At 41.0% G+C, this 13697-nt stretch carries 10 protein-coding genes; 9 read left to right on the forward strand and 1 reads right to left on the reverse strand.

Going from position 1 to position 13697, the window contains the following annotated elements; translation table 11 throughout:
• The first annotated feature begins 142 nt into the window (after window positions 1–142).
• The 4 genes from HZA77_14890 to HZA77_14905 are packed head-to-tail and all read left to right on the forward strand — an operon-like array spanning window position 143 to window position 8126.
• Window positions 143–1687, forward strand: a complete 1545-nt coding sequence (locus HZA77_14890) for a tetratricopeptide repeat protein (protein ID MBI5376717.1) — start codon at window positions 143–145, stop codon at window positions 1685–1687.
• A gap of 49 nt (window positions 1688–1736) precedes the next feature.
• Window positions 1737–2816 (forward strand): FecR domain-containing protein, encoded by a 1080-nt coding sequence (locus tag HZA77_14895; GenBank protein MBI5376718.1) that lies wholly within the window; start codon window positions 1737–1739, stop codon window positions 2814–2816.
• A 32-nt stretch (window positions 2817–2848) separates the two neighbouring features.
• Window positions 2849–7156 carry a carboxypeptidase regulatory-like domain-containing protein gene (locus tag HZA77_14900; protein ID MBI5376719.1) on the forward strand — a complete coding sequence of 1436 codons (4308 nt, stop codon included), beginning with the start codon at window positions 2849–2851 and terminating at the stop codon, window positions 7154–7156.
• Window positions 7157–7166: 10 nt separating this feature from the next.
• Window positions 7167–8126, forward strand: coding sequence for a P1 family peptidase (locus HZA77_14905; GenBank protein MBI5376720.1), 960 nt, complete (start codon window positions 7167–7169; stop codon window positions 8124–8126).
• Here HZA77_14905 and HZA77_14910 read toward each other — a convergent pair.
• On the reverse strand, window positions 8116–8727 hold the full coding sequence (locus HZA77_14910; GenBank protein ID MBI5376721.1) for an XTP/dITP diphosphatase: 612 nt from the start codon (window positions 8725–8727) through the stop codon (window positions 8116–8118). The genes HZA77_14905 and HZA77_14910 overlap by 11 nt on opposite strands.
• A 109-nt stretch (window positions 8728–8836) precedes the next feature.
• Here HZA77_14910 and HZA77_14915 point away from each other — a divergent pair, with 109 nt between their 5' ends.
• The 5 genes from HZA77_14915 to HZA77_14935 are packed head-to-tail and all read left to right on the forward strand — an operon-like array spanning window position 8837 to window position 13662.
• The gene (locus HZA77_14915; GenBank protein MBI5376722.1) at window positions 8837–9145 is read left to right on the forward strand and encodes a DUF3467 domain-containing protein; all 309 of its coding nucleotides are present in this window, start codon (window positions 8837–8839) and stop codon (window positions 9143–9145) included.
• Between the two features lie 24 nt (window positions 9146–9169).
• Complete coding sequence (gene moeB, locus HZA77_14920; protein MBI5376723.1) at window positions 9170–9979, forward strand: molybdopterin-synthase adenylyltransferase MoeB; 810 nt, start codon at window positions 9170–9172, stop codon at window positions 9977–9979.
• Complete coding sequence (locus HZA77_14925; protein ID MBI5376724.1) at window positions 9976–10722, forward strand: ABC transporter ATP-binding protein; 747 nt, start codon at window positions 9976–9978, stop codon at window positions 10720–10722. The genes moeB and HZA77_14925 overlap by 4 nt, the downstream gene beginning before the upstream one ends.
• Window position 10723: 1 nt before the next feature.
• Window positions 10724–12406 (forward strand): hypothetical protein, encoded by a 1683-nt coding sequence (locus HZA77_14930; GenBank protein ID MBI5376725.1) that lies wholly within the window; start codon window positions 10724–10726, stop codon window positions 12404–12406.
• A complete protein-coding gene (locus HZA77_14935; protein ID MBI5376726.1) occupies window positions 12403–13662 on the forward strand; it encodes a nucleotidyltransferase family protein in 1260 nt (419 codons plus the stop codon). Before HZA77_14930 ends, HZA77_14935 begins: the two co-directional genes overlap by 4 nt.
• Window positions 13663–13697: the final 35 nt, after the last annotated feature.

Genomic DNA, 13697 nt, shown 5'->3' on the forward strand with positions numbered 1-13697 from the left:
TATTGTGTCGCAACTTACGGCAAATGCAATTTAAAATTAATAACCTATAACATCTTGACATAAAATAAAACACTCTGATAAATTGAATAAAAATAACCTAATAAAATGTATTCTTTATAATTTCCCTTTCGGAGGCATGATAATGATGTTATGGCATAAGGTGCATAAAGCAATGCGGTCTGAATTGTTTTGTTTTTGTTTGATGTTATTAACCGGAATCCTGATCCTTCCAAGCCTGTCATTCGCTGCTAATGAATCTGAAATTGAATTCTCAAAGGGTCTGCTTGCATTTGATGAGAGCGATTTTGCAAAAGCGGCAATTCATATTGAAAAGGGGCTTGAAGGGGATCCGAAGAATATGGACATGCTGGTAAAGCTTGGCGAGACTTATATTGCGCTTAAAGAATATGAAGAAGCTGCTGATGCGTTGAAAAAAGCCCTTGCCATTTCACCGGAAAAGCCTGAGATCCTTTATCATCTTGGTGTTGCTCATTTAAACCTCGGCGAGTACAAAGAAGCTTCAGAGGAACTGGAAGCGGCAGGAAAGGCACTCCCTGATAACGGGAAAATAGTTTATTATAAAGGCGTAATACAGTTCAGGCAGGAGAATTTCAAAGAAGCGATACCAACATTTGAGAAATCAATCGAGCTTGATAAATCGCTGGAAATGTCTTCGAAGTATTATATTGGAGCTTCTTATTTCAAACTTCAGAAGTATGTTGATTCAAAGCCATATTTTCAGTTTGTCATCGATAAAAGTCCGGGCACAAAGCTTGCCGAGACTTCAGCCAAATTTATCGATGCCGCAGATGAAAGAGAAAAGGCGAAGAAGCCCTGGTCTCTCTTTGGAAATGTAAGCTGGGAATATGATAACAATGTTACCCTCCAGCCATCGGATTCTATATCAGGAGTGAAGATATCTGGGAAGGGGGATTGGAGAGGTGTCTTCTACCTTGGGGGCGAATATAAGGTAGTTAATACTGATGAATTTCAGGTGTCAGGACGTTATTCATTCTATCAGTCTATTTACAGGCAGTTGCGTCATTATAACATAACCGGCAACCAGGTTGCGGCAAACTTCTCATATAAACCCGTACAACCTTTAAGGCTCAACCTTCTTTACAGCTTTAATCACTATGACCTTGAATGGACAAGATACCTTGATTCGCACTCTATTATTCCGGGATTCACTTTTACTTTTTCAAAGAATTCCATTATCCAGGGTTATTTCAGATATCAGAACAAGGATTATTTACAAGATCAGGGGAATATCTCATTCAACCGCGATGCCCAGAATTTTGCATGGGGTTTGTCTCAATATCTCTTTTTCATGGATAACAATGGTTATATAAACCTCTCGTATTCAATGGATAAGGACAATGCGCGCGGAAGCGACTGGGATTACAATGGTAACACTATCGGCGCATCATTCCTCGTACCTCTCCCATATAAAATGAAAGGTGAAGGAAGTTTTCAATACGAGAGAAAGATCTATGAACACATAAACTCGATATTTAATCAGAGAAGGCGTGACAAAGAATATGACTGGTCAGTGGGTCTTATAAAGGAATTGAATAAGAATTTCAGCGTATCAGTAAAATTCAACAAAATACGGGATGACTCTTCGCTGGAGCTCTATGACTATGACAGGGAAATAACTTCTTTTAATTTCACTGCACGCTTTTAAATTGTTTAATAGAGATTACTCCATAAATTAATTAACTGGGAGTTATATAATGAAAACGAAAATAAAAATAACAACATATCAAATTGTCATACTATTACTGATCACGGTGTTTAACGGTGTGTATTTTGCTGCCGCTGCGGATGCGCCTGCATCACCTGTTGCCCCTGTAATAGTTGGAACAGCGATTTCCGTACAGGGGACTGTCACAGTAAAGCATATTGGTAAGGAACAGCCTGATACCCTGAAAGCGAGAAGCAGGGTCTATGAGAAAGATGTTATCGAGACAAGCGCAGGCTCCAAGGCAAAGATACTCTTTCAGGATGAAAGTCTGATGAACATATCAGAGAATTCCCGCGTCGAGGTGGTAGAGCAGACAAAGGATGCACAAACTAAGACAAACAAATCCGTATATCAGCTTGTCACCGGAAAGATAAGGGTTCTTGCAGGAAAGATAAGCGGTGAGAAATCAGAATATGAGGTAAAGACTCCGACAGCACTTGCAGCTGTCCGCGGAACACAGTTTTTCGTGTGGGTTGAGACTCCGAAAATATCTAAGGTGTTTGTAGTAGAGGGGGAAGTTGAAGTTGAAAACATAGAGATCCCGGGCGTGAAAGTTTCTGTTTCAGAGAATTTCTGGACCCTTGTCGAAGCAGGTGCAGCGCCATTGCAGCCGTCTCCGGTAAGCCTTGAAGATTTAAACAAACTATTCAGAGATACAAACATTTCAGCAGACAATACGATAAGCCAGCGCGCAAGGAGTGCTTTCAGGGGAGCAGGGGGCGAAGCTGAAGGCGGCGAAACAGCAGGAACAGGAGAGCAGGGAGGGGGAGGGACAGAAGGTCAGGTTGACATAGTTGGTACAGGAACCGGAGATACTGATTCTACTTCGGGAACTGATTTGCCACCTAACGATACAACACCGCCATCAGATACAAATGGAGGAGGAACAACGGGAGACACAGGCGTTACAAATACTCCGGGTGGAGAAGGCACCGGTGGGACTGATGTTACGAATGATGTGTTGAAAAACACCCTCACGACTCCAGGTGAAGGGAGCACAGGCGGGCAATCAGGGCCGATCATACCGCCGCAGGACGATAACAAGGGAAAAATAATTATAAAATTTTAAGCCTACAATATAGCATAGCGGAGACAATTAATATGGTCAGGCATAATAAAATTTCAGATTTAATATTTACGGTATGCGCTGTTTTCTTTTTACTGGTTCTTTCAGGTTCTGCCTTTTACCATGCTGCTGCGGAGAACAGGAAGGATGGTCCACGTGTTTTAGTCACACCTGGTGATTCTTCAATCGGTGCAGGAAAAAGCAGGCATTTCTCTCTTAAATCTGCTGAGAGCAGTGTAAATGTAAATAAAATTTCGAAAAATGGAAAGTGGACTGTAAACGGCATTGAAGGGGGTAAGAAATCACTCGGGAAAATAAATAAAAAAGGTGTTTATAAAGCTCCTAAAAAAAATACAGGCGTAGAGAAAGTAACAATAGGATTTAACGGAAGTTCAGATAGCAATGTCACAGTTATTCCTGCAATCATAAAGCTTAAAGATAATAAACCAGGAAATGGAAGGCTTAACCTCAGGGTAAAGTGGAAAAAGAACGGCAGTAGTAAGGCTCAGGAGAAGGCACCTGCTGAGATAAAATCAGTAAAAGGAATAGCAACAAAAGAAGATGATCCTGACAAAGGGAAAGAATTTTCATCAAATCCAGCGATTGTAAACTTAAGCGAATCAAGAGAGCTTGCATTTAATGTACCAATTGGCTCTTACACGGTTTTTCTACAGGCTTTTGATGAAGAAAACGGTAAAGGTAACGTGATTTACGAAGGCACAAGGACCGGTGTTGAAGCAGTTGAAACAGGAGCGGGACAACCTGAGCCTAAACCTATAACGATATTCCTCATTGAAAAGGATACTACTCCTTCTATTGATATAAGTCCGGTGACAGCGACAGTGCATATTTCCGGCACGCTGCAGTTTTCTTCTCTTGTTGGCGGCGTTGTAACTGACACAGGAAATCCTGTCCGCTGGCTGATATGTCCTGACTCCTACTCAAAACTGAATGATTTTTTAGAATCCAGTGAAATGATCCAGTCAAAATACATGAAAAAATGGAAAAAACTTTATGGCTCTATAGATGACAATGGTCTTTATAGTGCATCAGGCATGTCTTCCAAGAAATTTAATGTGATTGGTCTTTTAAAGTCTTCCGTAGATGACGGGGTTTCGGGTAATATATATGATACTGCACTTGTGACAGTAATTCCCCAGATTTCAGTAAGTGTTTTACCTAATTCTGCTTATGTAAGTCTTGGTGAAACAAAACAATTCACAGCAGAAGTTAGCAATGTGATAAGCAACAGCACAGTTGCCTGGTCTGTTATTGGAGGAAACTCAAACGGAACGATAGATTCCAGCGGGCTTTATACTGCGCCGTCAGAAATGCCGGCAAACAGCAGCGTAATGGTCAGGGCAACGAGTGAAGAAGATAACAGTGTTTACGGAGAAGCAACTGTTACGCTGGAATCTCCGAGCTATACGATATCACTTGTTGCTCCTGATATACCTAATGGTTCAATCTATAATCTGCTTGCAATATCAACGACTACTGCTGTTTCAGAAGTTACGGCTGCCGTTGCAGCAGACACCTATGAAGCTGTTTTTATCCCACAGATATCAGAAGGGTGGGACCCGGTTACTGGAACAATATTAAATGTGAAAGGGAATATTTTAATCGCAGATATTCCTGACGGACTGCCTTTTGGTGAATGCAATGTAACTCTTAAAAACAAGTTGAACAGCGGAAGCTCCAACACTCTGAAGATAACAATATTGCCTCCTTTTGATCAAACGCTTGCTGTTACTGGAATCGGTGAAGATTCAGGTTATTATTCTTCTGGAATCTGCACAGATAAACTTTACGACAGCAACGGTGATTTTTATGTTTCATTAGGTGCTTATGGAGATGGCAGTACAACAATGGGAAAAATAATAAAAATAAACCCATCGGGAGAGCAGTCTCTTGTTACTGACAATGTCGGTTATGTTAGAGGGATTGACATGGACAGCAACGGAGATATTTTTGCAGGCGAAACATATTATGATTTAGATACAACTACATACTATGACAGACTCATACGTGTACCGTCAGGTTCAGATACGCCTCTCAGGGATTTTACTTCAACAGATTTCTTATATGATATGTATGGAGTTGCCGTAGGACCTGATGGTAATATTTATGCGACAAATGATGTGTCAAACGAATCTATTTACCAATATCCTCCTTCAGGCGGTGAGGGGACAATATATACCACGCCAGGAGACGAAACAATTGGACTCGCTTTTAACAGCGAAGGCTATCTGTTCATGGCTGAGGATGATGATTCCAGGATTTTCAGGGCACCTCCGGGCGGTGGAGAAAGCGAAACTTTCATAGACTCCAGTTTTTATGCAAGCAGTCTGGAAATAGATTATCAGGATAATATATTGATAGGAACCTATGGTAACTATGTTGTGATCTATGATAGGGCGGGTAATAATCTCGGCGATTGGTTTAAATTAAACTTAGATGAAATTATAGGTGTAAAGACAGACCTTAACAATAATCTTTATATCCTTGACATAAATAATAAAGCCTTCAGATTTACGGCTCCTCAGCTTCCGGATTTTAAGCCCACCATAGGAGGATTTGAAATTAAGGATGTGTACTATGACGGCAATGTTTATGCGACTATTGCAATAAATGCATACTATATACCCTGTGAATGCACATGGACTGCAAATATTGACGGGACAGAATACGAATTGTCACAAGTGGCTGACAATACACTTCAGGGCACAGTACCTTTAAGCATTCTTCTTAAATCAGGGAAGATATCTGTTTACATCTTTAGCGGTGACAACTCATCAAATACTATAAACTTCCCAATACCCAAAGAGATTTTCATACTGCCGGATAAAGTCTTTTTGAATCCCGGGGAAACTAATTCTTTTACCGCTTATTATACAGGCACAGACAGCGGGGCTGTAAACTGGAGTGTTGAGGGAGGTGCCGGCTTAGGTTCAATAGATTCAACCGGACTTTATACAGCACCATTAAGTATTCCTTCAGTTGGCAAGATAACTGTAACTGCAACATCTGTGTCAGAGCCGTCAATCTCAGGTACTGCTGAGGTTATTATGGCTAATATTTATGGCACTGTAACTGATAACCAGACGCAGGAACCGGTCGAAGGTGCAGGGGTTGTTATAAGCGGCACATTGTATAGCTTGGAGCCGTTTACATATACGACTAATACTGATATATCGGGGAATTATACAGCAGTAGTCCCTCCAGGTGAGTTTAGTGTTGAGATAAGCAAAATGGATTATCAGGATTATTTTGATTCGGCTTTTATAGGTTCCTCGACAGATTCTGTGCAGATTAATGTCGAGCTTTCATCTGATGCATCAACGGTTCCTGTCGGAAGCGTTTCAGGAAAAGTCTTAACATCTGTAGGCGAGCCAATCGATGGGGCAGTTGTGACAATAGACGGAGGAACTCAGACAAACGGTGTGTTTGCAGCCACCAGTTCAGGCTCTGATGGCTTCTATGAAATAAAGTCAATTCCAATAAATGGCACAGATGGAAATCCGATTGCAGGGTTTACTGTGTCAGCAATAAAGGATGGCTTTGACAAGTATTCATCTACAGGTATCCAGCTTATTACAAACACCAATACAGCCAATGTTGATTTATACCTTACGGTATCTTCAGGCGAAACTGTTTATTTCAGCGATGATTTTGAGACTGATAAAGGATGGAACGTCAGCAATGATGTAATTACAGATACAGTTCGGTGGCAAAGGATTCAAAACCCGGAGGTAATTACAAATACCGCCTATCCATTATATGTAACACTTCCGCCCGACGATATCTCAGGAGGGGCTTTGCCGTCACCGCACTCGAGTGAGTGGTGCCTGTGGTTTGGCGACCCGGCTTATGGCAATTTTATGGGAACACCTTCTTCTTTAAACACATCAAAGAACGGCGGGACTTCAGAGATAACTCATTTAGGTTCTATTACCTCTTCTTCAACATCACTTATAAATATTCCATCTAATGCGATATCTCCAAAGCTTAGATTCTGGGCATGGTGGGAGGTTGAAGGGGAAAATCCTAATGGATTTGATGTGATGGATATTTATATTCTTAGCAGCGAAGTTGAAACACAGATTCTCAGTCTTAACCCGCTTGTAGACCCGGTTGTTCAAGACAGAATTGACAAACCATATACTTCTGCAGGTTTTTTCAGGGTTCCAATTTGGGTGCCTTATGAGATAGATCTCTCTCCCTCCTATATAGGACAAAACATACAGATTATTTTCAGGTTCAACACAGCTGATGAATCATATAACGGCTTCAGGGGATGGCTGATTGATGATGTGAAGGTTGTTGATACAGGGATAGAATAAGCGTCTGACCATGCATGGCGTCAGCATAGGGCATTACAGCGATTTTAAAGGGATTACAGGATGCACGGTTTTTCTTTTTAAAGATGGTGCATCCTGCTCTGCAAGTATAACAGGCGGTGCCGCAGGCACAAAAGAGTTCTCGCCACTTTCACCTTCCCATATCGTAGAAAAGATAAATGCCATCTGCATTGCCGGCGGGAGCGCTTACGGGCTGGATGCCTCCTCAGGTGTTATGCGGTATCTCGAAGAGAAAAAAAAAGGATTTCCTGCCGGAAAGTCATTGGTTCCAATAGTTCCTTCAGCGATTCTTTTTGATCTCCATGTCGGAGACCAGTCTGCAAGGCCTGATGCAGAGGCAGGTTACATTGCTTGCCGGAATGCGAATGAAGGTGAAGCTCAAACTGGAAGTATCGGTGCTGGCACAGGGGCAACGGTTGGTAAGCTTTTCGGGATTTCCAGAGCAATGAAAGGTGGAGTTGGTTTTTCAAGAAAAAAAATATGCGGTGATGTTAATGTAGAGACATATGTTTTTGTAAATGCCTTTGGTGATGTTTTGGCTTCCGACCGCAGAGCAATCCTTGCCGGATGTCTTGATAAAAATAAAAAAGGTTTTGTGCGTACGTCGGATATAATGTTGAAAAAAGATATCGGGACCGGATTTACATCAAACACAACTATTGCAGTAATACTGACTGATGCGCATCTTAACAAGGTTGAATGCAGGATTGTATCGAGCCTTGCTCATAACGGGATGGCAAGGGCTATTGATCCGGTTGGAACGGTGTATGATGGTGACGTGATTTTCACTGCCTCTGTCGGAGAAAAAAAGGTTGACGTCAATGTCGCCGGCATTGCAGCGGCTGAAGTTTTAGAGGATGCCATAAGGGATGCTGTCATTAAATCTAAGAGTCTTGGAGGAGTTTCGGCGGCATGTGACATTGAGTGGAATAAGACAAATCTTAATCTTTAAAATCAAATATCTTTTTCAGTAATTCTTTCATCTCGCGCAGGGCTTTTCCGCGGTGGCTTATGCGGTTTTTAACATCCTTGTCAATCTCTGCAAAAGTTTTATCCAGTTCAGGGATGTAAAAAACAGGGTCATAGCCAAAGCCGTTATCTCCTCTGATTTCTTGAGCTATCACTCCTTCGCATGTTGCTTCAATTGTCATTGTTTTCTTACCTGGGATGGAAAGAGCAATCATGCATCTGAACTTTGCTGTGCGTTTTGCCTGCGGTATACCTTGAAGTTGCCGGAGAAGAAGTTTATTCCTGTCAGTATCTGAGATTTCTTCTCCGCCGAATCTGGCAGACAGAGGCCCGGGGCATCCGTCTAAAAAGTCCACCTCAAGGCCTGAGTCATCTGCAATGGCAGGCAGGTTAAATGCAGATGATACCGCTTCCGCTTTATGACAGGCGTTTTTAAAGTAATCATTTCCTTCTTCAGGAAGAGCAAAATCTGGCATATCCTTGAGAGATAAAACTTCAATAGAAAGGTCTTTAAGAAGGGCCTTTATCTCCCTTAACTTTCCTTCATTTTTTGTGGCTATCAGAAGTTTGTTGATTTTTTCCATAACGCCTGTAAGTTATCACATTTCACAAAGAAAGAATATTTTTCGTTTTCATTTTACTCATTTTCGCAGCTGAGCTATAATCACTCTACATTCAAATGGAGGCATGGAAATGAAAGATGATAAGGGCGGAGGACAAAAGCAGATTCAGCTTAATATCAGATGTGATGAGGAAACATCCAAGGGGCTCTATTCTAACCTTGCAAAGATATCTCACACTTTCGATGAATTCTCTCTGGATTTTATTTATGTGAATCCTGATCCTCCTTTTGGCAGACTTCAGTCAAGGATAATCCTTTCACCGTCTCATGCAAAAAGAGTTCTCGAGGCTTTGACCCAGCAGGTCGAGAAATATGAAAGGAGCTTCGGGGAGATTAAACTGCCTCCCGCCACACCGGATAATTTTGGTTATGTCCAGTGACACTGCATTATTATTTTAAATGATATGTATAATTACTCTGAAGAAGAACTTGAAAGGTACAGCCGGCAGATAATCCTTCCTGAAATAGGTGGCAAGGGACAGGAGAAACTTCTGTCATCAAAGGTGCTTATCGTCGGCACGGGGGGACTCGGTTCATCCTGCGCGCTATATCTTGCAGCGAGCGGCATAGGAACCATTGGGATAGTTGACTGCGACAAGGTTGACCTCAGTAACCTGCAAAGGCAGATAATCCACAGCATGGATACACTGGGTAAGGAGAAGGTCTATTCTGCCTCTGGAAGACTTTCTGCAATAAATCCCGGTATAAAAATAGAGACATACAATACAAGGGTAACTTCAATAAATATTCTGGAAATAATGGATGGGTATGATGTTGTCGTTGACGGCAGTGATAATTTCCCTACAAAATTTTTAATCAATGATGCCTGTGTGATGAAGGGAAAACCACTCAGCATGGCTGGTATTCTTCGTTTCATGGGACAGGTATTCACAATAATACCGGGAAAGACGCCATGTTACCGGTGCATATTTGAGCATCCGCCTGAACCTGGTATGGTGCCTACATGCCGTGAAGCGGGAGTCATTGGCGCAATAGCCGGGCTTGTAGGTATAATACAGGGGACAGAGGTTATAAAACTTCTCCTGGGTCTTGGTTCTACAATCAATGGCATAATGATAATTGATACTTTGTCCATGACTCTCAGGAATATAGAAATCGGGAGAAAGAAAGATTGTCTGGTCTGCGGTGATTCGCCGGTCATAAAAGAACTTATAGATTACCCTCTTACGTGTGAAGCGAAAAAAGAGAGTTGATACTTTTTGAAAATGTAACAAAAAAATATGGCGACACCTACGCGATTAAAGGGCTTTCTTTTGAGGTGGAAAAAGGAGAGGTCTTTGGATTTATAGGACCTAACGGAGCCGGGAAAACAACTACGATAAAGATAATGGCAGGCATAGCAAGGCCTACCTTTGGCAAAGTATTGGTCAGCGGGAATGACATTTCAGTTGATCCGGTAGCTGTAAAAAAGAACATTGGGCTTATCCCAGAGCATCCGTACATATATGAGAAACTTACAGGCAGGGAAGTCCTCTGGTTTGTTGGAAAGATGTTTGGCATGGATAACAGGGAAATAAAACTACGTTGCGATGAGATTCTATCCTATTTCAATCTATCCACTAAAGCTGATGATGTTGTTGGGAACTATTCCCATGGGATGAAGCAGAAACTTGTTATTGCCTCCTCTCTTATTCATTCTCCTGAACTTTTAATCATTGATGAACCAATGGTGGGACTTGATCCAAAGAGCGCAAGGCAGATAAAGAATATCATCAGAACAATGGCTGATGGAGGTGGTACAGTTTTTATGTCAACGCACACACTTGAACTTGCTGAATCAATATGTGACAGGATAGCTGTGATAAACCGGGGCGAAATAATTGCTACAGGAACCATGAATGAACTTCAGGAGCTTTCAGGGAGCACCGGAGAAAGGCTTGAGGAAATATATCTTACTCTTACAGAAGAGTCTTCAGATGACAAAATAGAAAGCTGATATGAGCTTTATTCGAAACCTTTATTATATCTTTCATCTTAAGGCTTCTGCCTTCAGGAACGGGATAGTGAATCTGGGAGTCAAGGATATCCCGCATATCATTGTTTTCTCTTTAATCACTTTGCTTTTTATCCTTTTTGACTACCTCTTTTTTCTGAAAGTTGTGAACTATATTTTTAACCTTAACGAGGGGATCGGCAATGTCATTATTGTAGAATTATTCAGAATAATATTTGTCTCTTTTTTTACAATGGTGCTCTTTTCATCTCTTATCCTTTCAGTCTCAAACCTCTATATTTCATCAGACCTTCCATATCTTGTGTCGCTGCCTGTTAAGGGGATAAGCATTGCCTCTGTTAAGACATTTCAATCAATCTTCCAGGCCGCATGGATGCCTGTTATATTTACCATTCCGGTATTTGTCGCTATGGGGAGGGTCTATGGCCTTGAACCAATGTTTTATGTTTTTTCCATGATATTTCTTGTATCACTTCTTGCTATTGCCGGAGGACTGGGCTGTGCGCTGACGCAGCTGCTTGTCAGGCTTTTAAAACCGGAAAGGGTATATCAGGCGGCATGTATCGCAGGTGCGATCATTATAGTCTTAATGCTGTTTTTTTTGAGAGCTATTGAACCTGAAAGGCTTGTAGGTAACGTACCGGATGAAATGGCAGCATCATTCCTTGAAAAGATTAAAGTCCCTGATTATTCTTTTCTGCCTACAACATGGGGGGCGCTGATAATAAAAGAGATGATGAATGGAAGTTATTCCCCGGCAATGAATTTTATATTTCTCTCATTAGCGGCGGGAATTGTTTCAATCGCTTTTTCGTTAATCCTGTCACTTTTTTTCTATGAGGATTCTCTTTATTTGTCTTTGGATGGTTTAAGAAGAATGAAGAAAAAATCAGGAAGTTCATCGGAAAGATATATTTACAAGGGGGAGCGTTTAAAGAATTTCATTGTTATGTGGGAGAAAGATACAAAGATTTTCCTTCGCGACCCATCTCAATGGACACAGATGCTTCTGCTTGGCGCACTTATGGTCATATATCTTTTCAATATCTATAAACTTCCGCTTGATAATTATTATCTGAAAAACCTTGTAGCATTCATCAACATGGGAATGGCGGGTTTTGTACTTTCCGCGCTTTGTACAAGGTTTGTTTATCCGTCCATCAGCATGGAAGGGTACAGTCTTTGGATGATCCGCTCTATGCCTGTTGCATCAGGAAAATATATATTATCCAAATACATTTTCTATCTTTTGCCGCTCCTTTTATTTACAGAAGCATTAACTTTTGCTTCTAACAGGCTGTTAAGCGTGAGCAGTTTCATGATGGTTTTGTCGCTTGTAACTATAGCAGTCATAACTGCGACTATGGTTGCCTTATCTGTCGGGTTCGGTGCTGTTTATCCGGTTTTTAAGTTTGAAAATATTGCCCAGGTCTCAGCCTCTTATGGCGGCATAATCTTTATGATTGTCTCTTTAAGCTATGTAGGTATTGTTATAACCATTGAGGCATTCCCGGTTTATGCTTACTTCCAGAGAGAGATGTTTCTTAGGGAAGTGGGAGGTGTTGGAATATACGTTGCATACGGTTCAGCATTTCTTCTTAGTCTGATCATTGCAGTGTTATCTCTTTTAAAAGCCGTAAGAGCCTTTTCTGCCCAGGAAGTATGAAGAAGGTCGAAAAGATGTACAATGAGAATCATGATAAGTCTGAAGCAGTGAGACGCTTTGTTTATCTTTTATCCAGTCAAATTACATCTGATAAAATAAAAAAAGAGGAGGCATATCTTCTGGATTGCTTACCTGAAGAAGATACATTAGCAGATTGCCTGATAAAGCATAAGATGGCTCCGCTAGTTTTAAAAAACATAAAAGATAGTCGGCTCGAGGGTAAAGTAAACGGGAAGGTTTATGACCTAATAAAGGATCTGGCATACAGGTTAGCCGCAAAAAACATTATGTCTATCGAGAGATTCCGGAGTATTGCCTCTTCCTTAAAAAATACTGGCATTGATTTTATCCCCCTTAAAGGACTTTCTCTTTGTTCACGGGTTTACAAGGATGACGGGCTTCGTCCAATGGACGATATAGACATACTGATAAAAGAAGAGGATTTGCAAAAAACCAAGGATATACTATTCACATGCGGACTTGAACCTGAAAGAACAGAGTACCAGTCAGTGATCCATGCTGCTCTTGAGGCGTATTCATCCAAGGAATGGATTGAAAGTGCAGGCGAGAGAACTGATGAGGTTCATTTCAGGGATTTCAATAATGGTTTCATGATTGACCTCCACTGGAACCTGATGGTCATTGGAAGCTCAAGGCAGTTTGACATGAAAAAGATATGGAGCAGGGGAGTAGAAGGAAATGTAAGCGGTATACCGTGCCGCTTCCTTTCGCCGGAAGATGAATTACTGCATCTCATTTTCCATCTTATTGAGAAGCATCTGGTGAAAGGGAATGCCGGGGTAAGGCTTATCTGGTTTGTTGACATCGTTCATTTCCTGACAGTTTTTCAAGATAAGCTTGACTGGAGCTATATAGAAAGGGAGATAGAACTTTTTAAGCCAGATAAGGAATTTTATAGAGTCATCAATTTCCTCTACAGGAATTATCATGTTTTCTTTCCTGATAAAATTATTTCTCATAAGGATTCGTCAATGACGGAGATTACCCCTGATGACATTATGGCTTCATTTATTGAGTCAATTATTGAGTCAATGACGAGCGGACAAAGCAAAAATGATAATACAGGAGGATCACATCTGTTTCCGCAGATTAATGAATTAAAGGGGTTTCAAAATAAGATTAAATACATCTTTTATACTTTATTTCCGGTTCCTGCATATATGAGGGCAAGGTACGGGTCTAACAGAGGCTTTAGTCTTTTAAAAAGTTACATAAAAAGATTGAAATTAATTTAGCAAAATATCTTATTCAATCTTAGGTGTTCCTGAAA

The sequence above is a fragment of the Candidatus Schekmanbacteria bacterium genome, assembly GCA_016219965.1.
Lineage (GTDB): Bacteria > Schekmanbacteria > GWA2-38-11 > GWA2-38-11 > J061 > JACRJM01.

Bases quoted from the DNA above. Each gene is read 5' to 3' on its own strand.
- HZA77_14905 (MBI5376720.1), top strand. From the start codon at position 7,167: ATGCATGGCGTCAGCATAGGGCATTACAGCGATTTTAAAGGGATTACA.
- moeB (MBI5376723.1), top strand. From the start codon at position 9,170: ATGTATAATTACTCTGAAGAAGAACTTGAAAGGTACAGCCGGCAGATA.
- HZA77_14935 (MBI5376726.1), top strand. From the start codon at position 12,403: ATGAAGAAGGTCGAAAAGATGTACAATGAGAATCATGATAAGTCTGAA.
- HZA77_14900 (MBI5376719.1), top strand. From the start codon at position 2,849: ATGGTCAGGCATAATAAAATTTCAGATTTAATATTTACGGTATGCGCT.
- HZA77_14915 (MBI5376722.1), top strand. From the start codon at position 8,837: ATGAAAGATGATAAGGGCGGAGGACAAAAGCAGATTCAGCTTAATATC.
- HZA77_14895 (MBI5376718.1), top strand. From the start codon at position 1,737: ATGAAAACGAAAATAAAAATAACAACATATCAAATTGTCATACTATTA.
- HZA77_14890 (MBI5376717.1), top strand. From the start codon at position 143: ATGATGTTATGGCATAAGGTGCATAAAGCAATGCGGTCTGAATTGTTT.
- HZA77_14930 (MBI5376725.1), top strand. From the start codon at position 10,724: ATGAGCTTTATTCGAAACCTTTATTATATCTTTCATCTTAAGGCTTCT.
- HZA77_14910 (MBI5376721.1), bottom strand. From the start codon at position 8,727: ATGGAAAAAATCAACAAACTTCTGATAGCCACAAAAAATGAAGGAAAG.